Genomic DNA, 24,572 nt, shown 5'->3' on the forward strand with positions numbered 1-24,572 from the left:
AACGGTTTTAGCACCCGAAGTGATGCCGGTCAAACGGCGTCCCAGCGCCTTTTCCCCCATCGACAAAACATATATTTTCTATTTAAAAACAATTACTTGATGAAAAAATAGGATGGTTCTGCGTAGCGAATGAGCCATGCTGCCGTAGACCAATGTCTATGTCCGCGGTCACGGGCCGGCCCCAAACCGCCAATGCACGCCACGTCCTTAGGGCGACCAAGGTCTAAGACGCACCCACGGAAAGTGCAATCTCTCCTCCGGAAAACACCTGTGCTCCCTGCGGGCGGTGAGTGAGGATGTCAGACGTCCTGATAACGGCCGGAGCCGAACCAGTGCCGAGCCGGAAGCGCTCGGCAAACCATCACGGTAGCCCCCACGATGCGGCCTCGGTGCCCGATGGCCTCGAACACCCCAGGGGCTCGCCGGTCGGCCCGAAGAACAAAGGAGGAGAGATAAAATGCAATTCCATCATCACGGTTACGTCTCCGGCGATCCCCGCGTCGAAGCAGCCGCTGGCAGCGGCATCGACCGCCCCGAGACCCTGCCGGAGCAGGTCGACGTACTCATCGTCGGCGGCGGCCCGGCCGGCATGATCACCGCCGCGCAGCTGGCGAAGTTTCCGAACATCACCACTCGGATCGTCGACCGCCGTCCCGGCCGACTGGAAATCGGCCAGGCCGATGGTATCCAGGCCCGTAGCGTAGAGACCTTCCAGGCGTTCGGCTTCGCCGGACGGATCACCGAGGAGGCATACCGGATCAGCGAGATGGCCTTCTGGGCACCGGATCCGGAACAACCGTCACACATCACCCGCTCCTCCGTGGCCCTCGACGATGGCGGCGGCAAGATCAGCGAGTTCCCGCACCTGATCGTCAACCAAGCCCGCGTGCTGGACTATTTCGCCGAGTTCGCCAGGAACTCTCCGACCCGGCTGGAACCCGACTACGGTCTGCAGTTCCTGGGCCTGGACATCGATCATGGCGAGGAATACCCAGTCACCGTGACGCTGCAGCATGTCTGTGGCGAGCAGGAGGGCGAGGAGCGTACGGTCAAGGCCAAGTACGTGGTGGGCTGCGACGGGGCACACAGCGGCGTGCGCAAGGCGATCGGGCGCAAGCACGTGGGTAAAGTAGCCAACCACGCCTGGGGCGTCATGGACGTGCTCGCCGCGACCGACTTCCCGGACATTCGCACCAAGTGCGCCATACAGTCGGCCAGCGGCGGCAGCATCCTGCACATCCCGCGCGAAGGTGGCCACCTGTTCCGGATGTATGTCGATCTCGGCGAGGTCGCCGAGGACGACAACCGCCAGATTCGCCAGACCAGCCTGGAAACCACCGTCGCCAAGGCCAACCAGATCCTGCATCCCTATACTCTTAACGTGAAGGACTGCGCCTGGTACACCGTCTACGAAGTGGGCCACCGCATCACCGACAAGTTCGACGATGTGCCACCTGAGGAAGAGGGGTCGCGCATGCCGCGCGTCTTCATCGCCGGCGACGCCTGCCATACCCACAGTGCCAAGGCCGGCCAGGGCATGAACGTCTCCATGCAAGACGGCTGGAACATCGCCTGGAAGCTGGGCCACGTGCTGTCGGGCATCGCCCCGGAATCCCTGCTGGCGACCTACTCCAGCGAGCGCCAGGAAGTCGCCCAGAACCTGATCGACTTCGACAAGGAATGGTCGAGCCTGATGGCCAAGCCCGCCGAGGAGTTCGAGGATCCCCAGGAGCTGGCAGACTTCTACGTCAAGACCGCCGAGTTCCCCGCCGGCTTTATGACCGAGTACCGGGAATCGATGATCACCGGCAACACGGCACACCAGTCTCTGGCCACCGGCTTCCCGGTGGGCAAGCGCTTCAAGTCGGCGCCGGTCATGCGGGTCTGTGATGGAAATCCTGCCCATCTGGGACATCACGCCACGGCCGACGGCCGCTGGCGCCTCTATGCCTTCGCCGATAGCACGGCGCCGGGGGCGGATTCACGCCTGGCCGCCTGGGCCGAATGGCTGCTGAAGTCTCAGGACTCGCCGGTGGTGAAATACACCCCGGAAGGCAGCGACCTGGACAGCCTGTTCGACGTCAAGGTGATCTACCAGCAGCCCCATGGAAAAGTCGATTTTGGCCCAACGATTCCCGGCATCTTCATGCCGAAGGTGGGCCCCTTCCAGTTGACCGATTATGAGAAGGTCTACGCCATCGATCCTCAGGCCGACATCTTCGCGGCCCGTGGCATCGACCGGCAAGGTGCCGTCGTCGTGGTGCGCCCAGACCAGTACGTCTCTCAGGTACTGCCCCTGGGGGCCATGGAGGATCTGGCCGCGTTCTTCGACGGAAACCTGAACGCTCCGCGCCGATGAGACCATGGTGCATATCGCACGTCGCCACTCGAGCTTCAGGACCGTGAGCAACAGTCAGCGGGGGCTTACGAGCCCCGATTGCTGCTGCGATACCTTCCCGGCGTCACCCCTGCCTCGCGGGTAAAGAAGCGCGAAAAGTAAGCCGGATCGTTGAAGCCCAGCTGGTAGCCGATCTCGTTGACCGAGGCCGTGGTGAAGATCAGCAGCCGCCGCGCCTCCTGCATCAAGCGATCGATAACCAGCCGCTTGCTGGGTTTGCCCGCGGTGCGCCGGCAGATCTCGTTCAGGCGGTTCTCGGTGACGCCCAAGGCATCGGCATACTGCGTCAGGACCCAGTGGTGCGGAAAATGGTCCTCGATCAGCATCTGGAAACGCTGGAACACGGCGAGATCCTCGTGACGTACCGGCTGTGCGGGCAAGGCATGGCTCGCCAGCCGGAACAAGCTGATGAAGATCAGCCGGGTCAGCGTCTGCATGGCCAGAGCACGGCCAGGCCGGTCCTCGTCGAATTCGCGGCGCAACTCTTCGAACAGCATCTCCACGCGCGCCACCTCGGCGGAGTGGCGGCCGCCGAGTCGGCCCGTTGCCACGCACAACGGTGACACCGCGTGGACGTCACCGAGCTCGCCGCTCTCTTCCAACAGGTCCCAGACCAACTGCTGGCGGACGGTCAACACATGGCCGTCGCAGCCCTCCTCGATAACGAAGGCGTGAGTCACCGTCGGCGGAGTCAGGAAGAACATCGGCGCTCGCTGGTGGAACTGCCGTTCGTCCAGGTACCCCCTAACCATGCCGCTCTTGACGTAGTGCACCTGGAAGAAGCGGTCATGGCGATGCGCCGGTGAATTGTGGCCAAAAAAGTCCGCCATGCGTCCCAGCGCATCGTAGTGCACCTCCGCATCGGCGTAGCGCTGGTCATAGACCTCTCCGATATCGATGTTGGGTATCGGCGACGAATCGGACATGGCATCACTCTCCTTCGTTTCATGACGCAGCCTAACGCATGGCGACATGCGCATTGACTTCATGAAGATGTTAATCTATAACATGAACATGTTAACGATATAGGGGAGGGTAGCCCCCTATGCTTTCGTCGCAGCCGCCACATCCACCTGGAGGAGCCAGATCTTGCCGCACCTGAGCATCGAATACTCGCCCGGACTGGCCGAGCGCGCCGATATCGACGCCGTCTGCCGGGCCGCCTACACGGCAATGAAGGAAGCGGGCATCTTCCCGCTGGCGGGCATTCGCGTGCGTGCCTTCGCCGCCGATCACTGCATCGTCGCCGATGACCTGGCCGACAACGACTTCGCCGCCCTGACCCTATCGGTCGGCGCCGGGCGCGACAAACCGGCGCTACAAGCCGCTGGGGAGCGGATCTTCGCCGCCGTTCGGGACGTCCTGGCCGAGCCGCTGGCGACGCCCCACTTCGCCCTGTCGCTGGAGATCCGCGTCATAGATCCGGACCTGAGCTGGAAAGACACCCCGATTCACGCCCGACTCTCGAGCCAAAACAAGTAAGGAAGGAAGATCATGAATACCTTGAACGATAACCTGTCCCGCGCCGAAGGCTATCTGTCGCGCTTCCGTGACGGTGGCGTGATGAACCACATCGATGGCGAGTCCGTGCCGGCCGCGTCGGGCAAGACCTTCGAGACGCTGTCGCCGGTCGACCTCAAGCCCCTCGCCTCGGTCGCCAGGGGCGATGCCGGCGATATCGACCGCGCCGTGGCGGCCGCCGACAAGGCCTTCAAGACCTGGAGCAAGACCCCCGGCAAGGAGCGGCGCGCCATCCTGATCCGGGTCGCCGAGGCCATCGAGGCGCGTGCCGAGGAGATCGCCTTCACCGAGTGCCTGGATACCGGCCAGGCGCTGCGCTTCATGGAAAAGGCCGCCATCCGCGGTGCCGCTAATTTCCGCTTCTTCGCCGACAAGGCCCCGGGGGCCGAGGATGGCCAGGCGCTGCGCAACGCTAACCAGATGAACGTCACCTCGCGTCGCCCCCTGGGTCCGGTGGGGGTCATCACGCCCTGGAACACGCCGTTCATGCTGTCGACCTGGAAGATCGCCCCGGCCCTGGCCTCGGGCTGCACCGTGGTCCACAAGCCGGCCGAGTTCTCGCCGATGACCGCCAAGCTGCTGGTCGAGATCGCCGAGGAAGCTGGTCTGCCCAAGGGGGTGCTCAACCTAGTCAACGGCTTCGGCGAGGATGCCGGCAAGGCGCTGACCGAACATCCGGCCATCAAGGCCATCGCCTTCGTCGGCGAGAGCCGCACCGGGCAGATGATCATGGCCCAGGCGGCGCCTACCCTGAAGCGTTTCCACTTCGAGCTGGGGGGCAAGAACCCGGTCATCGTGTTCGATGATGCGGACCTGGAGCGCGCCGTCGATGCCGCCAGCTTCATGATCTACTCCCTCAACGGCGAACGCTGTACCTCCTCCTCGCGGCTGCTGGTGCAGGACTCGATCTACGAAGACTTCACTCGCCGCGTCGCCGAGGTGGCCAACAACATCAAGGTCGGTCATCCGCTCGATCCGGATACCGTGGTCGGCCCGTTGATCCACCCGGAGCACGAGGAAAAGGTGCTGTCCTACTTCGCCAAGGCGCGTGAAGAAGGCGCCACCATCGCCGCCGGCGGCGAGAAGGTCGGCGAGGAGGGCTGCTTCGTACGTCCGACGCTGTTCACCGAAGCCACCAACGACATGACCGTCGCCCAGGAAGAAATCTTCGGGCCGGTACTCACCGCCATCCCGTTCAAGAACGAGGACGAGGCGCTTCGTCTGGCCAACGATACCCAGTACGGTCTGTCCGCCTACCTGTGGACCAACGACCTGAACCGGGCAATACGCATGACCGACGAGCTGGAAGCCGGAATGATGTGGGTCAACTCGGAGAACGTCCGTCACCTACCGGCCCCCTTCGGCGGGGTCAAGGCCTCCGGTATCGGCCGCGACGGCGGTGATTGGTCCTTCGACTTCTATATGGAGACCGTCAACGTCGCCTTTCCGCGCCAGGTGCACCAGGTACCGAAACTCGGCTGATGCCCCGCGAGCCTCGGCGGTGCCGGGGCTCATCGACGGCCCAGCGCCCCGCTTCGACAGGCCGCTGCCCCCAACCGCAGCGACCTCGGCAATACTGACAGCGGCGACTCCGGCTTCGACGGAGCGCCAGGAGGAATCCCATGACCCGCTCCATCCCCGCCCGCCTCGCGGCCTTCCACGCCAACGGTGCGGACCGCTACGGCGTGGTCACCGACGACGGCATCATCGACCTGACGCCGGATTTCGGCCCACGTTTTCCTCGGCTCAAGGAGGTCATCGAGGCCGGTGCCCTCGACGAACTGCTCGAGGCCGCCGAAGGCCGCGACCCCGCCTACCGCGAGGAGGACGTGAGCTTCCTGATCCCGATCGCCGACCCGGAAAAGCTGATCTGCGTCGGCGTCAACTTTCCCTCCCGTAACGAGGAATACAAGGACGGTCAGGCCGCACCCAGCAAGCCCTCGCTGTTCATTCGCTTCCCGCGCAGCTTCGTCGGCCACCACCACAACCTGGTGCGTCCTCCGGAGAGCGAACAGCTCGATTACGAGGGCGAGGTGACCATCGTCATCGGCAAGGGCGGTCGCCGGATCTCCGAGGAGAAGGCCTATGAGCACATCGCCGCCTTGACGCTATGCAACGAAGGCACGATCCGCGACTGGGTGCGCCATGCCAAGTTCAACGTCACTCAGGGCAAGAACTTCGACGCCACCGGCGCGATCGGCCCCTGGCTGGTGCCCTTCCGCTCGGCGGACCAACTGGACGACATCGAACTGACCACCCGGGTCAACGGCGAAGTGCGCCAGCAGGATCGCACCTCGCGCATGATGTTCGATTTCCGCTACATCGTCAGCTATGTCTCCACTTTCACCACCCTGGTGCCGGGCGACGTCATCGTCTGCGGCACGCCCACCGGCGCCGGCGCTCGCTTCGAGCCGCCGATCTGGCTGAAGCCCGGCGATGTGATCGAGGTCGAGGCCGAGGGCATTGGCACGCTGGTCAACGGCGTGGAGGACGAGCGATGATGTTGTCACCGAACCAGGTCGCCGCGGCCGCCGAGGCACTGCTCGCCGCCGAGGCGAGACGCGAGCAGATCGGCCTGCTGTCCCTCGCTCACCCCGGCATGACCCTGGATGACGCCTATGCCATCCAGGCCGCCCAGATGGAGCAGAAGCTCGCTCAGGGGCGGGAGGTCATCGGCTGGAAGATCGGCCTGACCTCCAAGGCGATGCAGGATGCCCTCGGCATCGACACCCCCGACAGCGGGGTGCTCTACGACGACATGCGCTTCGAAGACGGCGCCACCATCCCCGAGACGCGCTTCATCCAGCCGCGCATCGAAGCCGAGATCGCCTTCGTCATGAAGGCGCCCCTGGAGGGCGATGTCTCCCGGGAAGACGTCCTGGCCGCCACCGACTACGTGGCGCCGGCGATCGAGATCCTCGATACCCGAGTGCTGCGCAAGGATCCCGAGACGGGCCAGCCCCGCGCCATCTTCGACACGGTATCCGACAACGCCGCCAATGCCGGCATCGTGCTGGGCCAGGAGCGCCGCGCCCCCGACGCCTTCGACCTGCGCTGGGTCGGCGCCATCGTCAAGCAGAACGACACGGTGGTCGCCACCGGCCTGGGCGCCGGGGTACTGGACGACCCGGTCACCGGCCTGATCTGGCTGGCGCGTCGCATGGCGACCTACGGCCAGCGCATCGAAGCCGGCCAGGTGGTGCTGTCGGGGTCCTTCATCGGCCCCGTCGAGTGCCCGTCGGGGACGGACATTCATGCCGATTACGGCCCCTTCGGCTCGGTGCACCTGCGCTTCGCGTGACCGAGGCCGCTCAAGCCACATCTTGGAGACCCACCATGGGTGAAGTCGTTCTTGCAGCAAAAATCACACACGTCCCGTCGATGTACCTCTCGGAGCTGCCCGGCGAGCATCACGGCTGCCGCCAGGCGGCCATCGACGGGCACAAGGAGATCGGCCGTCGCGCCCGTGAGATGAGCGCCGACACCGCGGTGATCTTCGACGTCCACTGGATGGTCAACAGTGGCTTCCACATCAACTGCGGCGAGCGCTTCGAGGGGGTCTACACAAGTAACGAGCTCCCGCACTTCATCAAGGACATGGAGTACCAGTACCCGGGCTGCCCCGAGCTGGGCGAGGCCATCGCCGCCGAGGCCAACGCCGCCGACGTGCGCACCCTGGCCCACAACATTCCCAGCCTCGAGCTGGAGTACGGCTCCCTGGTACCGATGCGCTATATGCACATGGATGTGCCCGAGGACCAGCGCTTCAAGGTGATCTCCGTCGCCGCCTGGAACGCCTGGCACCGCCTGGAGGACAGCTTCACTTTCGGCGCCGCGGTGCGCCGGGCCATCGAGAAGAGCGATCGCAAGGTGCTGGTGCTGGCCTCCGGCTCGCTTTCCCACCGCTTCTCCGATGACCGCCAGGCCGGCGACAACCTGCACAAGTGGACGCGGGAGTTCGATCGCCAGGTCGACCTGCACGTCGTCGAGCTCTGGAAGCAGGGGCGCTTCAAGGAGTTCTGCGCCATGCTGCCGGATTACGCCGAGCACTGCTATGGCGAGGGCGGCATGCACGACACCGCCATGCTGCTCGGCCTGCTGGGTGGCGAGGACTACGACAAGCCGGTGGAGATCCTCACCGAGCCGTTCGGCAGCTCCGGCACCGGCCAGATCAACGCCGTCTTCCCGCTGCCCTGGTGACCCCCGCGGGGCCCCTACATCGTGCATGACGAGCCACCGGGCCCGCCATGCGCCTCGAACGAGGAACTCGAGATGCAGATTCCCGCCAATACCTTCAAGCAGGCGATCGCCGAGCGGCATGCCCAGATCGGCCTGTGGCTGGGCCTAGCCAACGGCTACTGCGCCGAACTGGCCGCCAATGCCGGCTTCGACTGGCTGCTGATCGACGGCGAACACGCCCCCAACGACCTGAAGAGCCTACTGGCCCAGCTTCAGGCCGTGGCGCCTTATCCGGTCCAGCCCATCGTGCGCCCGCCGGTGGGCGATACCGCCCTGATCAAGCAGTATCTCGATCTCGGCATCCAGACCCTGCTGGTGCCGATGGTCGACAGCGCCGATCAGGCCCGGGAGCTGGTGCGCGCCATGCGCTATCCGCCGGAGGGCGTGCGCGGTGTGGGCAGCGCCCTGGCCCGAGCCTCGCGCTGGAACAGCATTCCCGGCTACCTGGATCAGGCGGATGAGGAAATGTGCCTGCTGGTGCAGATCGAAAGCCGCGAGGGGCTGGCCAACCTGGATGCCATCGCCGCCGTGGACGGCGTCGATGGCGTATTCATCGGCCCGGCCGATCTGAGCGCGTCGCTGGGCCACCGCGGCAATCCGGGGCACCCGGACGTGCAGGCCGCCATCGAGGATGGCATCGCCCGCACCCAGCAGGCCGGCAAGGCCGCCGGCATTCTCTCCGCCAATCGTGAGCTGGCACGCCGCTACCTGGAACTGGGCTGCCTGTTCGTCGCCGTCGGCGTGGACACCAGCCTGCTGATGGGCGCCCTCAAGGAGCTCGCCGGCGCCTTCAAGGACGGCCCAGCAAAAGATGCGCCCTCGCGCGACAGCGTCTACTGAAGGAACCCCGACCATGAAAATCCACGATACTTCCCTGCTGCGCCATCAGGCCTATGTCGGCGGCCGCTGGGTCGATGCCGAGAACGGCGAGCGCTTCGCGGTGACCAACCCCGCCGATGGCGCCACCATCGCCGAAGTAGCCCGGCTAGGCGCCAGCGAAACCCGCCAGGCCATCGGCGCGGCCAAGGCGGCGCTGCCCGCCTGGCGCGACAGGACCGCCAAGGATCGCGCGGCCGTGCTGCGCCGCTGGTTCGAGCTGATCCTGGAGCATCAGGAAGACCTCGCTCGGCTGCTCAGCTGGGAGCAAGGAAAGCCGCTCGCCGAGAGCCGTGGCGAGATCGCCTACGGTGCCAGCTTCATCGAGTGGTTCGCCGAAGAGGCCAAGCGGGTCTATGGCGACGTGATCCCCCACGACAAGGCCGGCCGCCGACTGGTGGTGATCAAGCAGCCCATCGGCGTGGTGGCGGCCATCACCCCGTGGAACTTCCCGGTCGCCATGATCACCCGCAAGGCGGGGCCGGCGCTGGCCGCCGGCTGCACCATGGTGCTCAAGCCCGCCTCCGAGACCCCGCTGTCGGCGCTGGCGCTGGCCGAGCTCGGCGAACGCGCCGGCCTCCCCGCCGGGGTGTTCAACGTGGTCGCGGGCCGTTCCAGCGAGATCGGGGGCGAGCTGACCGGCAACCCCACCGTGCGGAAGCTGTCATTCACCGGTTCCACGGGCATCGGCAAGCGGCTCATGGCAGAGTGCGCCGGCGACATCAAGAAGCTGAGCCTGGAGCTCGGCGGCAACGCGCCCTTCATCGTCTTCGACGACGCCGATCTCGACGCCGCCGTCGAGGGGGCACTGGCCTCCAAGTTCCGCAACAGCGGCCAGACCTGCGTGTGCACCAACCGCTTCCTGGTCCAGGAGGGCGTCTACGCGGCCTTCTGCGAGCGCCTGGTCGAGGCCGTGAAGAAGCTCAAGGTCGCCGCGGCCGAGGACGAGGCGGCCCAGCAGGGCCCGCTGATCAACGACCAGGCGGTCGCCAAGGTGCGCCAGCACATCGACGACGCCGTCGGCAAGGGCGCCCGCCTGCTGTGTGGCGGCGAGGCACACGCTCTGGGCGGCGGCTTCTTCGAGCCCACGGTACTGGGGGACGTCACCGACGAGATGCGGGTCGCCGACGAGGAAACCTTCGGCCCGCTGGCACCGGTCTTCCGTTTCTCCGACGAGGAGGAGGCCATCCGCCTGGCCAACGATACCCCCTTCGGCCTGGCCTCCTATGTCTATACCCAGAACCTGGGGCGCGCCTGGCGCGTCGGCGAGGCCCTCGAGTATGGTATGGTCGGCATCAACGAAGGCATCATCTCGACGGAGGTCGCGCCCTTCGGGGGGATCAAGGAGTCCGGCCTCGGCCGCGAGGGCTCCCATTACGGCATCGAGGACTATCTCGAAGTGAAGTACATGTGCCTGGGGATCCGCTGACCCCCGATCGACCGGGGCCCCCGGCCCCGGCTCATTGCAAGGACTCCGCCACTCCCATGTCCAGACCGACACCCTCGCTGACCCTCGCCCTGCTCCAGGCCCGGGAATCCGCCATGGGCTTCTTTCGCCCGCTGCTGAACCGCTACGGCCTGACCGAGCAGCAGTGGCGGGTCATCCGCATGCTCAAGCAATCGCCGAAGAGCACCCTGGAGAGTCGTGAGCTGGCCGATCTTGCCTGTATATTGCGCCCCAGCCTGACCGGCGTGCTGGTGCGCCTCGAGAGAAACGGGCTGGTGAGACGCTGGAAGCCGGAAACCGACCAGCGCCGGCTGTGCGTCACCCTCACCGACCAAGGCGAGGCCCTGTTCGACGAGATGAGCGACGAAATGGTGCGCCAGTACAAGCGCATCCAGCAGGAACTCGGCGACGACAACTTCAAGACGCTGATGCAATTGCTACGCAAGGTGCAGGACCTGCATCCCGAAGAATAGGCATTCGTCCTCGATCATTTCTCATCCCGTTGTCGGCCTGACGTTACCGCTCCCCTTCTGACCCGCGCGTTCAGGCGAGCGACGGGATGAGCCTTCCACTTCCTTCTGGCGCTGTCGACCCGGCGTCCAACCCTTTCAGAGTACCGTGTCAGGCTGGCTTCGCGCTCCGCCCGGAGCTACCGCACGTTCCCATGGCTAGAAGGGTGCACGATGCCAGCATCCAGCCTCCAATGGCCACCTCTGTCACTCCGATCCGCTGGCAAGCAGGTACAACAGCCTGGCAGGCAGGCCCAAGCGCCCATGAACGCAACCGAGTAGCTTCGAGCGACGGCATGCACGAGGGCAATGAGCGCAGAACCGGAGCACAGAAACTCGGCCTGGCACTGCTGCTGGGGCTACGGCCGTCGTCCAGGCAGCCGATAGGGACGGGTTTCAACGGAACGAGGACGGCAAGAGCCTGTGAATGTCCAGCTCGTCGTCGAGATTTTTGTCTAATCGTGTCCCCCATCTTGAGGCGGTACCAACTCTTCTGCGGGAGGTAATCATGAACACCCAGGCCATTTCCGTTCTCGAGGAAGTCAAGGACTTCCTGTCACGAGCCACCGGCTCCTTTATCGATGGGCACTACCTGACCGAGGGCGAGCGGCAGACTCGTCCCGTGGACCCTTCCAACGGAGAGCCACTGGCTAGCCTGGCGCTCGCTTCGCAGGTCGAGGTCGATCACGCCGTGGCCATCGCCAAGGCACGCTTCGATAACAGGTCCTGGCGCGGCAAGAAGGCGGCCGAGCGGGAACGTATCCTGCTGCGCTTCGCCGATCTGGTCGAGCAGCACGCCGAGGAACTGGCACAGATCGAGACCCTCAACCAGGGCAAATCGATCAACGTGACCCGAATGGTCGACGTCGGCTTCTCGGTGGATTTCATGCGCTACACGGCCGGCTGGACCACCAAGCTTGAGGGCCGCACCGGCGAGGTGTCCATCGGCATGCCGGCCGATGCCCAGTTCAATGCCTACACCATGCGCCAACCGGTGGGGGTCGTCGCCGGCATCGTGCCCTGGAACTTCCCGTTGATGATTGCATTGTGGAAGATCATCCCGGCATTGGCCGCGGGCTGTACGGTGGTCATCAAGCCGGCCACGGAAACGCCGCTCAGCGTACTGCGCCTCGCCGAGCTGGCCCTGGAGGCCGGCATTCCCAGCGGAGTGTTCAACGTGGTGGTAGGTAGCGGCTCCACCGCCGGGCAGCGGCTGGCGGAGCACCCCGACGTGCGCAAGGTCACCTTCACCGGCAGTACAGAGATCGGCAAGCGCATCGGTCACGCCGCGGTCGACCACATGGCCCACTTCTCGCTCGAACTGGGCGGCAAGAACCCCATGCTGGTGCTCGAGGACGCCAACCTGGACAAGGCGGTGGAAGGGGCCCTGATGGCCGGGCTGCTCAATCAGGGGCAGGTGTGCGCCGCAGCCTCGCGCTTCTACGTGCATCGCCGCCAGTACGAGGCCTTCTGCGAACGCCTGCATCAGGCCGTCAGCGGCATGTCGCTGGGGCCGGGACTGGATCCCACGGCCCAGCTCAACCCGGTGGTCTCCAAGCGCCACCAGCAGAGCATCCTGAACTATCTCGAGATCGCCGAGCGCGAGGGCGCCCGTGTCCTGCGAGGCGCCGAGGCTCCCGATGACACCGGCTTCTATGTTTCCCCGGTGGTGCTGGCCGACGTTACCCAGCAGATGACCCTGGCACGCGAAGAGGTCTTCGGCCCGGTGCTGTCGGTGATCCCCTTCGACGACGTCGACGAGGCGCTAGCCATGGTCAACGACAGCGACCTGGGCCTGGCCGCCAGTCTGTGGACCAATGACCTGTCGCAGGCCATGCGCCTGATCCCCGAGATCGAGGCCGGCACGGTGTGGGTCAACACGCACGTCACCCTGGACCCGAACCTGCCCTTCGGCGGCGTCAAGCAATCCGGCATAGGCCGCGAATTCGGCCGCGAAGCGATCGAATCCTTCACCGAACTCAAGTCGGTATGCATCGCCTACTGATCATTGCTGGACGTGACTCGGAATTGCGTCACCTTGCGCCCGGTGCCTGCCTGAAGGCACCGGGCACCTTTGTTCCACGGCGGTCAGCCTGCTGGACCGAGTTGCCATCCTCATTTTTCCCTCGGCATCCCGCATATGATCGATAGCGTGGAGTTTGGCGAAGCGGCAGTCTGGGGGACGCCATCAATGGTTCGAGAATCACTCGTCGACACAGTGGATGCCTCGAACCATCACGAGCGAGAACAACAGATAACACGAGGCTCCGATATGCAAACCTCTCCCTTGAGTAACCTGAACCAAAGAGTAGCGCGCGCCTCCCGCGGTCTCGCTATGACGCTGACGACCGTCAGTGCCCTATTGCTGGCGACCCCGTCGACCCATGCCGATGACAGCCCCCAGCAAGTCTCCGCCGAGGAGCTGCAGGCACCAACACGCGTCGTCACCCTCGGTACCGGTACTCCCTCGATCGACGCTGGTCGTGCCGGTACCGCTACGGCGGTGATCGTCAATCAAGACCAGGTATATCTGTTCGATGCTGGCTCCGGTTTCATGCAGACCCTTGGTCACTTCGAAGCGGAGGGAAAACGTGACATCTTTCCTCCGACATCCCCCAACCCCAACGCCATGCTGCCCACCTTCCTCGATAAGCTGTTCCTGACCCACCTGGATTCCGACCATATTCTGGGCATCCCCGAGTTGTTGCTTCGTGGCTGGGTACTGGAACGTCAACAGCCGGTTCGCATCTGGGGCCCGGCCGGCACGCGGACCGTGGTCGACGGCGTGGTAGAGGCCTATCAACCGGACATACAGCACCGCTTGGGGAGCCTTCCGATCAGTGAGGAGGCGCCATACACCGGCATTGTGGAAGAGCTAGGCTCAGATCCCGGTACCGTCTATCAGGACCGCTACGTGACAGTCAGCGCGTTCAACGTGGATCACGGCAGTTGGGAGCAGGGCGAGGCCTACGGCTATCGCATCGAAGCGCCGGACAAGACCATCGTGATCTCCGGCGATACCCGCCCCAGTCCCAACCTGCTGGAACATGCCAAAGGCGCCGATATCCTGCTCCACGAAGTCATGTCGGTAGCCGGCATGGAAGCGATGTCACAGGACTGGCAGAACTATATGCTGGATGCCCATACCACAACGCATCAGTTGGCCGAGATCGCCCGAGAGATCGACCCGGAGCTGCTGGTCATGATCCATCCGCTGTTCCTGGGTGCACCAGAAGAGGTGCTGCTGGAAGAAATGCAGGCCGCCTACGACGGCAATGTCGTCCTGGCCGACGATGGCGACGTCTTCGAATGAGCGATCCGGGCCTCGTGGCTTCCTGATGAATGAGGGGGGCACGAGCCCCTTCGAGTCGTCGCATAATGCCCAGGCACCACCGTTCATCTGCACGATGTGCATGGCCGCCGGCGGGTGGAAGGATGGTCGAGAACAGGTTTCCCGCTGACCCCGGCGAGGCGACCGACAACAACAGGGGGATGGCAACATGTCTGACATGGCTCAACAAGCGGCAACCGAGACGGAACGCCAGCTGGCCGAGCTCAGTACACTACTACTAGATATCCATCGCCTGTCCAGGGAACGGTCTCTAGCCGCCTTTCACGATGCAGCCCTGCAGCGCCTGCAGCAGGTACTGCCCTTCGACAAGGCCTGGTGGGGGCGAGCGGCACACATCGACGGCCGTATCGAAGAACACAGCTTTCACCTGTTCGGCCTCGCGGCAGGGTTTGTCGAGGATTGGCGCTCCATCCAGCACGACGACGTCACCGTCGAGCATGCCCATGAGTTGCCGGGGCAGGCCGTCATCGTCGACATGCACGCACACACGTCCGGCTTGCGTTGGCTCGGCGAGCGCCACGGGCTGGGCGAGCTAGTGTGCGTCATCCATACGAACCCCCTGACCCAGCTCACTGACCACCTATCACTATATTGCCCGTTGGGCGCGCGCTTCGATGATCGACACCGACGTTTGCTGACTCATCTGGTGGCACATCTGTCAGCCGCCGTCGATGCCAATCAGATTCGTACCCTGATCGCTCGCCGCGAGCGGCTCACGCAACAACAGAACCTTGCACTCGCCGTCTGTGATCGTCATGGGGTACTGCACAGTGCCGAACGCGGCTTTGCCGAGCTGTTATCCGAAGAGTGGCCCGATTGGCAAGGGTCGCAACTTCCCGAGGGTTGCCAACCCAGCGGCTACCTGGGGCGAACCATACGCATCGAGTCGCAAGTCGACCAGGACTTGTTCCTGCTGACCGTCTATCGACGCAGCCCCCTCGACTGCCTGTCGGCGCGCGAACTGAGCGTGGCACGCCAACTGAGCCAGGGGCAGACCTACAAGGAAATTGCCCGGGAGCTCGGCATCGCGCCAAGCACGGTGCGCCACCATCTACGCAGCCTTTACCAGAAGCTCGATGTACATGACAAAGCCAGCGTCGCCACACTATTGAGCCGAACGCCGCCTGGCTAGCATCCGGCTCACTCTTCCCCACCCTTACACGCAATCGCTGCCCCTAACCGGCAGGCGAGGGCCCCGGACGTGTATATCACGGGCCATCACGATCGCTGACAGCACCGACTCCAAGGAAAGACAATGAACAACACGAAGACCCCCACCTCGACTGCCCTCAAGACGTCACTATGCATCCTTTCCTGCGCCGGCTTGCTGGGGCTTCCCGCCACGGCCTCCGCGGTGAACCTCAATGCACGAGACTTCGTGTCGGCCCCGGTAGGCACGGTCATCAGTGCGAGCTACCTGAGCAACCAACACGCCGACGAGTTCCACGGCGCCGACGACGATGCCTATCTCAACGTCAACGCGCTGGCCTATCGACAACTCTGGTTCAGCGATATCTGCGGCACCCTGTGTACCCCACAGTTCGTCCTGCCCTACCTCGATTTCACGGTGAAGGCTCCCGGACAGCCGCACGATGCCGACGAAGCTGGCTTCGCCGACCCTCAGATCGGCGGCACGCTGTATGTCATCAACGATCCGGAGACCCGGACCTACAGTGGCCTGTTGACCCTGGTGTCCCTGCCCCTCGGCGAGTATGACGCCAACCGGCCCGGCATCTCGGCCGGGGCCAACCGCTGGGCCACCCACCTCGCCTACAACTACACCCAGGGCATCGGGGAGCGCTGGATCGTGGAGGGCAATCTGGAAGCCCAACTCTACGGCAGCAACGACGACTATCACGGATCCACTCTCGAGCAGGAACCGCTGTATCGCCTGCAAGCCTTTGCGTCATATGACATCACACCCAGGACCTACGGCGCTCTGCGGCTAATCTACGGCCAGGGCGGCGAGCTGGAAATCGATGGCGAGACGATCGCCGATACCGAGCAGCGCTATACCCGCCTGGGGGCCGAGCTGGCGCACAACGTGACCCCAAGAGACAGGATCCTGCTTGCCCTGTCCCAAGACATCGACACCGAGAACGCCTTCCATGGCAGCCAGGCGCTGTTGCGCTTCTCACATGTCTGGTGATTCCCCGTTCCCCGACGGCAACGACAACCACAAAGGAGCCACGCGCATGTCATCAATTCCTACTTCCCCTCCGGACCCTCTGGCTGCGACCCCGCAACGCCGCCTGGTGCTGGCCATCGTGGCCTGCGCCGCCATCACACCGGCCATCTTGATGGCGGCGCCGGCCATCGCCGCACAGCTGATCAGCCAACTCGGGCTCGCGCCCAGCCAGGTGGGCAACCTGTTTTCCGCCGAGTTGGGAGCCATGAGTCTCGCCACCCTGCCGGCCTACTGGTGGTTGCCGCGCTTCTCCTGGCGTCGGGTGGCCCTGGTAGCGAGTCTGGTCTTCATCGTAGGCAACATCGCCTCCTCGATGATGCAAGATTACGGCACCTTGATGGCGCTGCGCATGCTCAGCGCCTTCGCCGGCGGTTCACTGATGGTGCTGTGCATCTCCAGTGCCGCTCTGACCGCGAACAAGGATCGCGTCTACGGCCTCTGGGTCATGGGACAGCTGGTCATCGGCGCCATCGGGCTGGCCGTGCTACCGGCGCTCTTCGAGCGTTTCGGCCTAGCCGTCGTCTATTGGCTACTGGCCGGACTAATGGCGGCCTGCCTGCCTCTGACCCGAGCCTTCCCAGGTCGCAGGCGCCAGCGGGCCATTGCAGCGGACCGCCCGCCCGTGCCGCGCCTGGAGGCAACGCTAGGCATCCTGGCGGTACTGACCTTCTACATCGGCCTGAGCGGTGTATGGACCTTCATCGGCAGCATCGCCAGCGATAGTGGACTCTCGGCGCAGACTAGCGGCGAGATCCTCGCCGCTGCCACCGTGATGGGCATCCTGGGCGCCGCTGGGGCCACCCTGATCGGCGCCCGGGGGGGACGGCGTCTCTGGCTGGTCGTCGGCTACGCGCTGATGATCGCCGCAGTGGCCCTGTTGCTGGAGGGTCCGGCGCTGGTGCGCTTCACCCTGGCCGCGCTGGCCTTCAAGTTCACCTGGACCTTCGTGCTGCCCTTCGTACTGGCCACGCTGGCCGATCTGGATACCTCCGGTCGGCTCATGAACACCACCAACCTGGTAATCGGTGGCGGTCTGGCGATTGGTCCGGCGTTGGCCGGCCGTGCGCTGGAGTCCAGCAGCGGCTTCGAACTGCTGCTCGGAGGTGCTGCCGCCATCGTCACCCTGTCCCTGGTGCTGGTAATGATCGCGCAGCGTGGTACCACCGGCTCTTCCCGTTCACCCTCGACCCCTTCCGGAGAAACGCCATGACCCGCCGAACCGCCTTCTTTTTCGATGAGCACTGCATGTGGCACAGCGCCGGTCAGCATGCCCTGATCATGCCGGTAGGCGGCTGGGTGCAGCCGCCGGCCGCAGGGGGACTTGCCGAATCGCCCGAAACCAAACGCCGGCTGAAAAGCCTGATGGACGTATCAGGGCTCAGTGACGTCCTGACAGTACGCTCGGCGCCCGCCGCCGAAGAGGTCGACCTGAAGCGTATCCACCCGGCGGATTACCTCAACCGCTTCCAGGCATTGAGCGAGGCTGGCGGCGGGGAACTCGGCGAAACCGCGCCCATCGGGCCGGGCAGCTACATGATCGCCAAGCAATCGGCGGGCTTGGCCATGGAGGCAGTAGCGACGGTACTCCGCGGCGAGGCCGACAATGCCTATGCGCTGTCCCGCCCCCCAGGTCATCACTGCCTGCCCGATCAGGCCATGGGATTCTGCTTTCTGGCCAATATCCCCATCGCCATCGAGGCGGCCAAGGCGCGTTTCGGGCTCGAGCGGGTAGCGGTGATCGACTGGGACGTGCACCACGGCAACGGCACCCAGGCGATCTACTACGATCGTGGCGATGTCCTGACCGTGTCGCTGCACCAGGAAGGCTGCTTTCCGCCAGGATATGGGGGCGCCGAGGATCGGGGGGAAGGAGCCGGCAAAGGCCTCAACTTGAACATTCCGTTGCTTCCCGGCGGGGGCGAGGACGCCTATCGTCATGCTCTGGAGCGGCTGGTAGTGCCGGCCCTGGAGCACTTCGCCCCGGAGCTGATCATCGTTGCCTGCGGTTACGACGCCAATGCTCTGGATCCCCTCGCACGCATGCTGCTGCCCAGCGAGGCATTCCGCGACATGACCCGGATCGTGCGCGAGGCCGCCGAGCAGCTGTGTGACGGCCGCCTGGTCATGGTCCACGAGGGCGGTTACTCAGAGGCCTATGTTCCCTTCTGTGGCCACGCCGCCCTTGAAGAGCTGGCGGGTGTCACCACCGGGGTAGAGGATCCGCTGCTGGACTTCATCCAGGCGCAACAGCCCAACGCCGAGCTTCGCGCCTTCCAGCGCGAGCGCCTCGACGAACTGGCGAGGAGTTGGCAGTCGTCACTCCATCCGGCATGAGCCGGTGCGCCTGCCGGGCCAAGGGGCCGGCAGGCGCGTCAATGGGCAATGGGGGCAACAAAGCAGGGCAGCCCTCGGCCGATACTTGGCATCCATGGCCATACTGCCGCCCGCATTCATGGGGTAAGCGCTTTAATGCAGACAATGGTGCCGGCGGTAGTCCCGCGGCGACATGCCGTGAGACTTCTTGAAGGCTCGGCTGAAGTGGGCCGAATCGGTGAAGCCCCAGTGGTAGGCGATCTCGGTAATCGAGTACCGCGCTCGGCTCGGGTCCGACAGCGCTTCGGCACAGCGCGCCAGGCGCTGCCGCTGGACATAGCGGCAGACGCTGTCGCCGTGGTGCTCGAACAGCCGATACAGCCGACGGACGGAGATGTGCAACTGCTCCGCCAGGAAGGTCGGCGAGAGGCGCTCTTCCTCCAGGCGCTGATCAATCAGCTGCTGGGCACAGCGATAGAGTTCCTCCGCCGGCGCCTCGGTGACCGCATCGGCGCCTTCCCGACAGGTCGGCGCCAGCAGGGACAGCAACGAATCACGCAGGCCGATACCATCCTCTTCGGTCAGGGGCGCGCTCAGCTGCCGGGATACCACGCGATTGACGATCAGCTGCAGGATCTGGCCGCTGGCATTGCCGGTGTTCAACTTGCCGAACGGGACCCGGCGATCGGCGAAACGCTCGATGACGGCATCGCGAGGCAGATGGAAGGAGCTGTGCTCGATGAAGCCCTGAGGCAGGATCTCGCAGTCACGCGCCGAATCCAGCAGGGCCATCTCGCCTGGCAGCATGTCGATGGCGCGTCCCTGCTGGATGAGGCGGGCGCGCCCCTGACGCTGCACGATCAGGAAGCAGTAGCGGTCTTCTTCGCGGTCGCTGCTGGGCCGCTGGCGAACGATTCGCTGCGCATTGGTAGTGATCTCGGCAACCTCGAGGCTGCCGGCGAGCCGTTTGCCGACCGAGCCGTGGAAGGGCATGTCGTCGGGCAGAGGGCGTGATTGGAATTGGCCGCAGGTACGTTGCAGCTCGGCGAGCCAGGCGGAAAACGAATCTTGCTGGGGATGGGCAGAGATCACAGGACCTCCTGTCAGGTGGCCGCGTCGTTATCATTTTTTTATTAATATGTTATTAAAAATAACGCCGCCAGACTCGGAGGTCAATCGCCCCTTTCGTCGAGCCCGGCTTTCGCCTGCGGCGGGAGAGATACTGGATCTTGCCATGGGCCGCACCAATCCGGGCCAGCAGCGGGTCGCGGGGCACCGCTCCCGTTGCCATCACGAAGAATCCCGTCAGCGGCACACCAAGCGCGCCACCTGCCGCAGCGTCGACTGATCCAGATAGGGATGAATTTCGACCTGTTTGGTCGCGATCGGCGCCTCGCTGATCTCGACCGCGCACCAGCTGGGTCGCATTGTAGTTGCTGACGCCGAGCTCCAGGATGAACTCCGGGACGCCACCTCTGGTGCCAGAAGCGTCGAGTGACGTCCCCCGCCTTCACCTCGCTCGACGACGAAGCGCTCCGCTTTGGGGCGCCTTTGTCTTCGATGGCTGCTGTTCAGGCCTCCGCCTACTGCGCCAGACACTCCACGAAGGCGCGGACCCGGGCCGGGCGGTAGCGGGCCGGCGGAAACACGGCATGAATGTCGCCTCGGGGCAGATGCCAGTCGGACAGCACGTCGAACAGCCGGCCGGCAGCCAGGTCTGGGTCGACGACATAGTCCGGCAATACCGCCAAGCCGGCACCGGCCAGGGCCGCCTGGCGTACGGCCAGGGTCGCATTGAGCCTGAGCGCTGCCTGGAGGGTGACGCTCTGCTGCGTCAGTGCATCACGATGGAAGGTCCAACGGGCGGGGTCACGCAGGGCCATGTTGGCGATGATGGGAAAGCCGGCGAGCGTCTCCGGCGAGGTCGCCCCGTCCAGGCATGACCACCACTGCGGGGCGGCGACCAGGCGCTGCTCGAATCGCCCGATCCGCCGCGCCGGAAGGTGTTGCTCGGTCAGCCAGCCCGCGCGAATGGCGAGATCAAGCCGGCCGTCGCCCAAGTCTACGGTTTGGTCGCTGAATTGAGCGTCCACCCGACACTGGGGGTAGCGCTCGGAAAACGCCGTGATAGCGGGAACGACCGCCCCGATGCCGTAGTCGACGGGAGCCGTCAGGCGAAGAGTGCCGGTGAGCTCCTGCACGGCTTCGGCCAGTTCGCCAAAGGCATCCTCTGCTTCCTCGAGAATCAGCGCGCAGCGGTAGTAGAACGCCTGCCCCGCCTCGGTGGTGCTCACGCGCCGCGTGCTGCGGATCAGGAGCGTCGTGCGGCATTCGCGTTCAAGCCGAGCGATCTGATGACTGACCACCGCACGGGTGATCCCGAGGCGATCTGCCGCGGCCGTGAACGAGCCGGTCTCTACTGCGGCAACGAAGTAGCTCAGGCGATTAAGGTTTGAGGATCCAGTCGCCACGGGAAGGCTCCATTGTCAGTTTTTGGCATACAGTCGGTTTGCATTGTATGCATTTATCCTCGGGCGTGCCGACGTCATGATACGTTCCATCCCGCAAGGAGCGCCTCAGGCGCGGGCGAGCGACTCAAAGGAGCTGATTGCGGCGATGCAAGCCCGTTACCCCGAGCTCGCCGGCGAAAGCTCCTTGGCACTGAGTGCGAAAGTGGCCATGGGAGAAATGGAATGGTACTGAGGCGCTGATGTTTCTCTGCATATCGCACATCTGATGGCAAGCGGCCCCCGGGCCGCTTGACTCAGCGGCTCATGCCTGCCGGGCATCACGACTCGCAGCCCGCCGCCAGTGCGGCTCTCGAGCATCAACCGGCTGTGGTGCGCCATCACGATACTCCGCGCGATGCTGAGCCCCAGGCCTTAGTCGATGGCGCTGGCGGCAGCGTCGCCCTCGCCGCGCCGTTTGGCACCCGCTGCGGTACCGCCAAGCCGCCGGCCTTTCCTCGATGACGCCTGAGCCCGGCCCGATCGTTGCCATGCACGCGTTCTGCCGCTGGCAGGGAGCACCAATTGTCTGGCAGTGGCAGTCAAGACGTGACATCCGATTGCAGGCAGATTGGGGTCGACGTCTCTCTGGTTTGATGAAACGACAGAGGCTGGGCACAAAAAAGAGGCACAAGAGCCTGAGGAGATTCGACATGAGCAGCACGATGGTGGGCCGGACGCCAACAGGGAGCGGTATCGCCGAACGGCCAGGCACGATCGGCTTCAAGACCATGATCGCCATCTGCGTGGGCTGCGTCGTGGTACAGGGGGCGATGGCCTCGTCGCTGATCGGCTTCGGCATCGGCGGCCTGAGCTTCCTGGCGGCCATGGTCCTGGCGCTGATCTTCGCCTTCTGCAACGCCATCAGCTTTTCCGAACTTTCCCTGATGTATCCCTCCTCCACGGGAACCCTGGCGACCTACACGCAGAAGGCCATCGGCCACTTCCCGGCGATAGTATCGGTGTTCGCAGGCTACGTGGTGGTGGCGATGTTCGGCCTCTCAGCGGAACTGATCATGGTCGACGCTCTGCTGCAGACGCTCTTCCCCGAGGTGCTTCCCCCTTACCTGGTGCCGCTGCTGCTGCTGTTCGGCCTGGCGGCGTTGAACATCCTCGGCACCGATGTCTTCGCCCGGCTACAGAACCTGTTCACTTTCTCGATGATCGCGGCCATCCTGCTGGTCGGGGCGACGTCGCTACTGGAGACACCCTCGGCACCGATCACCCAGGCGGCGGCCGGCATCGACTGGGGGCTCGATGGCATCTCTGATGGCAGCTTCATCGGCCTGACGGCGCTGGCGATGTGGCTGTTCGTCGGCTGCGAGTTCATCTGCCCCCTGATCCAGGACATCCGTCAGCCGGAACGCCGCGTGCCCCGCGCGATGTTCGTGTCGCTGCTCGTCATCTTCGCCCTATTCGCGCTGTTTAGCCTGGGCGGCGGGCGCTATCTTTCCCAAGAGACGCTGACGACATCGTCGCTGCCCTATCTGGACCTGGTGGACGGCGTCTTCGGCAAGGTGGGCCTGATCATCGCCACCGTCATGGGCCTGACCGCGACCTGCAGTACCGTCAACACCGTGCTCGCCTCGGTGCCTCGGATGCTCTCCGGTATGGCCGCCAACGGTCAGGCCTTCGGCATCATGGGCCGGAAACACCGCCGCTTCGACACGCCCTGGGTCGGCATTCTGTTCCTCGCCGTGATCGTGGCGGTGCCCTTCCTGCTCGTCAGCCCGGACAACATCGTGCTGCTGCTGATCGGCGCCTCGACCAGCTGGTTGCTAGCCTACATCGTCGCCCACATCAACGTCGTCGTGCTGCGGTTCCGGAAGCCATCGCACGCCCGTCCCTACCGAACGCCGTTCTACCCCATCCCACAGATCATCGGGATCATCGGAATGGGTTACGTGGCCGCCCATGCATCCCCCTCACCGGATCTGACGGCCACCGTCTACACCCTGCTGGGGGCGGTCCTGGGCATCGTCGCCGTGATCGCCCTGTTCTGGGTCAAGCTAAAGATGAAGAAGGGACTCTTCGAACCGGACATGACAGACTGACCCCGACGCGAACTACCGACCGCGAGACCGCCGGCGATCCGGCAGTCTCGCGGTCGCGATAACGACAACAACACGATTCAGGAGGCGTTGCCGATGACCGTCTCACTTCATCACTGCGAGGATGTCGCCGAGCATGCCCAGCGGCTGAGCGGCTGGCAGCAGGAATACGACCAGATCGAAGCCGGACACTTCTCCGGCGATATCGTCGATGTCAGCGGCCATGAGATAAGGCTATTCCGCGAAAGCGGCAACCTCGGGCTGTCGCACCTGATGCACTTCCCGGAATCGCAATGGCATCTGGTGCTGCCGATCCACTGGCCGAGCCATTCGCTGTTTCAGACCGAAGCCATCAACGTGCTGCCGCACTGCAAGGAGTTCCGGGGCGTAGCACCGGCGAACTACGACCTGCTGGTGGTGTCGATCGATCGCCACCGCTACGAATGGCTGGAGCGCGACGGCCACCGTCTGCGCCGGCTCGAGGCGCCCGCCTCGCTGCTGGCCGACGTCAAGGCACAGTGGCAGGCCATGACGGACTACCTGCTCGCGTCGCGGGAGGCGCCGTCGCCGGCGCTGCAGCGCACGTTCTCGCGCCAGCTCGAGGAGGGCGTCGAGCTGCTGATGGGCGACGCCTCGCGCTCACCGCGGCTCGACGACACCTGCTACCGCACCCGCCGCTACATCGTCGACCGCTGCCATGCGCTGGCCCGAGAGAAGCCGGACGATCCCCCCTCGATCATGTCCCTGTGTAACCGGCTGAAGATCTCCCGCCGCACCCTGCAGTACAGTTTCCAGGTGGAAACCGGCCTCTCTCCGGTCCACTACCTGCGCGCGCTGCGCCTCAATGCAGTACGCAGAAGCCTGCTGCAGGACCCGTCCCAGGGCATCGCCGACGCCGCCGCACGACAAGGTTTCTTCCACCAGAGCTATTTTAGCCGCGAGTACCGGCGCCTGTTTCAGGAGCCCCCCTCCACCACCCTGCGCCGTCTCCAGGCGCTCTAGGGCCGCCGCGCAGGAAAGGTCTCTCGACATTCCCCTCCTCAGGGCGCTGGCAGACAGCGCCCTTGTCCTGCTGCCCTGCTACAGCGCCCCCCCGGCATCCGACGGCTCGAGGCATTGCCGATTTGTGCTAACGCCAGCGTTCCCGGCCATGCAACATCCACTAGAGCCA

General features: G+C 64.7%; 20 protein-coding genes. 17 read left to right on the forward strand and 3 right to left on the reverse strand.

All coding sequences use genetic code 11. The features are described 5' to 3' along the window. Nucleotides 1–457 precede the first annotated feature (457 nt). On the forward strand, nt 458–2,359 hold the full coding sequence (locus FHR96_RS11395; RefSeq protein WP_183387804.1) for an FAD-binding monooxygenase: 1,902 nt from the start codon (nt 458–460) through the stop codon (nt 2,357–2,359). Between the two features lie 65 nt (nt 2,360–2,424). Here the strand turns inward: FHR96_RS11395 and hpaA are convergent, their stop codons facing one another. Then, nucleotides 2,425–3,324, reverse strand: coding sequence for a 4-hydroxyphenylacetate catabolism regulatory protein HpaA (hpaA, locus tag FHR96_RS11400; protein WP_183387805.1), 900 nt, complete (start codon nt 3,322–3,324; stop codon nt 2,425–2,427). 163 nt (nt 3,325–3,487) lie between these two features. On the opposite strand from hpaA, the gene FHR96_RS11405 reads away from it, so the two are divergent. The 14 genes from FHR96_RS11405 to FHR96_RS11470 all read left to right on the forward strand — a co-directional run bounded on the left by FHR96_RS11405 (nt 3,488) and on the right by FHR96_RS11470 (nt 18,864). Continuing rightward, nucleotides 3,488–3,880 carry a 5-carboxymethyl-2-hydroxymuconate Delta-isomerase gene (locus FHR96_RS11405; protein WP_183387806.1) on the forward strand — a complete coding sequence of 131 codons (393 nt, stop codon included), beginning with the start codon at nt 3,488–3,490 and terminating at the stop codon, nt 3,878–3,880. Between the two features lie 12 nt (nt 3,881–3,892). After that, entirely contained in the window at nt 3,893–5,401 is a 1,509-nt protein-coding gene (gene hpaE, locus FHR96_RS11410; protein WP_183387807.1) for a 5-carboxymethyl-2-hydroxymuconate semialdehyde dehydrogenase, read from the forward strand. Between the two features lie 140 nt (nt 5,402–5,541). Beyond that, nucleotides 5,542–6,420, forward strand: a complete 879-nt coding sequence (locus FHR96_RS11415) for a fumarylacetoacetate hydrolase family protein (protein WP_183387808.1) — start codon at nt 5,542–5,544, stop codon at nt 6,418–6,420. Further along, nucleotides 6,417–7,220, forward strand: a complete 804-nt coding sequence (hpaH, locus tag FHR96_RS11420) for a 2-oxo-hept-4-ene-1,7-dioate hydratase (protein WP_246392897.1) — start codon at nt 6,417–6,419, stop codon at nt 7,218–7,220. The genes FHR96_RS11415 and hpaH overlap by 4 nt, the downstream gene beginning before the upstream one ends. Before the next feature lie 35 nt (nt 7,221–7,255). Next, entirely contained in the window at nt 7,256–8,119 is an 864-nt protein-coding gene (gene hpaD, locus FHR96_RS11425) for a 3,4-dihydroxyphenylacetate 2,3-dioxygenase (RefSeq protein ID WP_183387809.1), read from the forward strand. A 72-nt stretch (nt 8,120–8,191) separates the two neighbouring features. Next, nucleotides 8,192–8,998, forward strand: a complete 807-nt coding sequence (hpaI, locus tag FHR96_RS11430) for a 4-hydroxy-2-oxoheptanedioate aldolase (protein ID WP_183387810.1) — start codon at nt 8,192–8,194, stop codon at nt 8,996–8,998. Between the two features lie 13 nt (nt 8,999–9,011). Beyond that, nucleotides 9,012–10,463: an NADP-dependent succinate-semialdehyde dehydrogenase gene (gene gabD, locus FHR96_RS11435; protein WP_183387811.1), complete on the forward strand. Its 1,452-nt coding sequence runs from the start codon at nt 9,012–9,014 to the stop codon at nt 10,461–10,463. Between the two features lie 56 nt (nt 10,464–10,519). Beyond that, nucleotides 10,520–10,954, forward strand: coding sequence for a homoprotocatechuate degradation operon regulator HpaR (gene hpaR / locus FHR96_RS11440; RefSeq protein WP_183387812.1), 435 nt, complete (start codon nt 10,520–10,522; stop codon nt 10,952–10,954). Between the two features lie 544 nt (nt 10,955–11,498). Next, complete coding sequence (locus tag FHR96_RS11445) at nt 11,499–12,995, forward strand: aldehyde dehydrogenase family protein (RefSeq protein WP_183387813.1); 1,497 nt, start codon at nt 11,499–11,501, stop codon at nt 12,993–12,995. A 267-nt stretch (nt 12,996–13,262) separates the two neighbouring features. After that, nucleotides 13,263–14,303 (forward strand): MBL fold metallo-hydrolase, encoded by a 1,041-nt coding sequence (locus FHR96_RS11450; protein ID WP_183387814.1) that lies wholly within the window; start codon nt 13,263–13,265, stop codon nt 14,301–14,303. 187 nt (nt 14,304–14,490) lie between these two features. Then, nucleotides 14,491–15,474: a helix-turn-helix transcriptional regulator gene (locus FHR96_RS11455; protein ID WP_183387815.1), complete on the forward strand. Its 984-nt coding sequence runs from the start codon at nt 14,491–14,493 to the stop codon at nt 15,472–15,474. A gap of 123 nt (nt 15,475–15,597) precedes the next feature. Beyond that, nucleotides 15,598–16,491 (forward strand): transporter, encoded by an 894-nt coding sequence (locus FHR96_RS11460; protein ID WP_183387816.1) that lies wholly within the window; start codon nt 15,598–15,600, stop codon nt 16,489–16,491. 46 nt (nt 16,492–16,537) lie between these two features. Continuing rightward, entirely contained in the window at nt 16,538–17,740 is a 1,203-nt protein-coding gene (locus FHR96_RS11465; protein ID WP_183387817.1) for an MFS transporter, read from the forward strand. Continuing rightward, nucleotides 17,737–18,864, forward strand: a complete 1,128-nt coding sequence (locus FHR96_RS11470) for a class II histone deacetylase (RefSeq protein ID WP_183387818.1) — start codon at nt 17,737–17,739, stop codon at nt 18,862–18,864. The genes FHR96_RS11465 and FHR96_RS11470 overlap by 4 nt, the downstream gene beginning before the upstream one ends. A gap of 132 nt (nt 18,865–18,996) precedes the next feature. Here FHR96_RS11470 and feaR read toward each other — a convergent pair whose 3' ends face one another. Both feaR and FHR96_RS11480 read right to left on the reverse strand, forming a co-directional pair. Further along, nucleotides 18,997–19,935, reverse strand: a complete 939-nt coding sequence (gene feaR, locus FHR96_RS11475; RefSeq protein WP_183387819.1) for a transcriptional regulator FeaR — start codon at nt 19,933–19,935, stop codon at nt 18,997–18,999. A 491-nt stretch (nt 19,936–20,426) separates the two neighbouring features. Then, on the reverse strand, nt 20,427–21,314 hold the full coding sequence (locus FHR96_RS11480) for a LysR substrate-binding domain-containing protein (RefSeq protein ID WP_183387820.1): 888 nt from the start codon (nt 21,312–21,314) through the stop codon (nt 20,427–20,429). A 689-nt stretch (nt 21,315–22,003) separates the two neighbouring features. On the opposite strand from FHR96_RS11480, the gene FHR96_RS11485 reads away from it, so the two are divergent. Next, the gene (locus FHR96_RS11485; protein ID WP_183387821.1) at nt 22,004–23,404 is read left to right on the forward strand and encodes an APC family permease; all 1,401 of its coding nucleotides are present in this window, start codon (nt 22,004–22,006) and stop codon (nt 23,402–23,404) included. 93 nt (nt 23,405–23,497) lie between these two features. After that, nucleotides 23,498–24,403 carry a helix-turn-helix domain-containing protein gene (locus tag FHR96_RS11490; RefSeq protein WP_183387822.1) on the forward strand — a complete coding sequence of 302 codons (906 nt, stop codon included), beginning with the start codon at nt 23,498–23,500 and terminating at the stop codon, nt 24,401–24,403. Nucleotides 24,404–24,572 lie beyond the last annotated feature (169 nt).

The organism is Halomonas organivorans (genome assembly GCF_014192055.1).
Classification (GTDB): domain Bacteria; phylum Pseudomonadota; class Gammaproteobacteria; order Pseudomonadales; family Halomonadaceae; genus Halomonas; species Halomonas organivorans.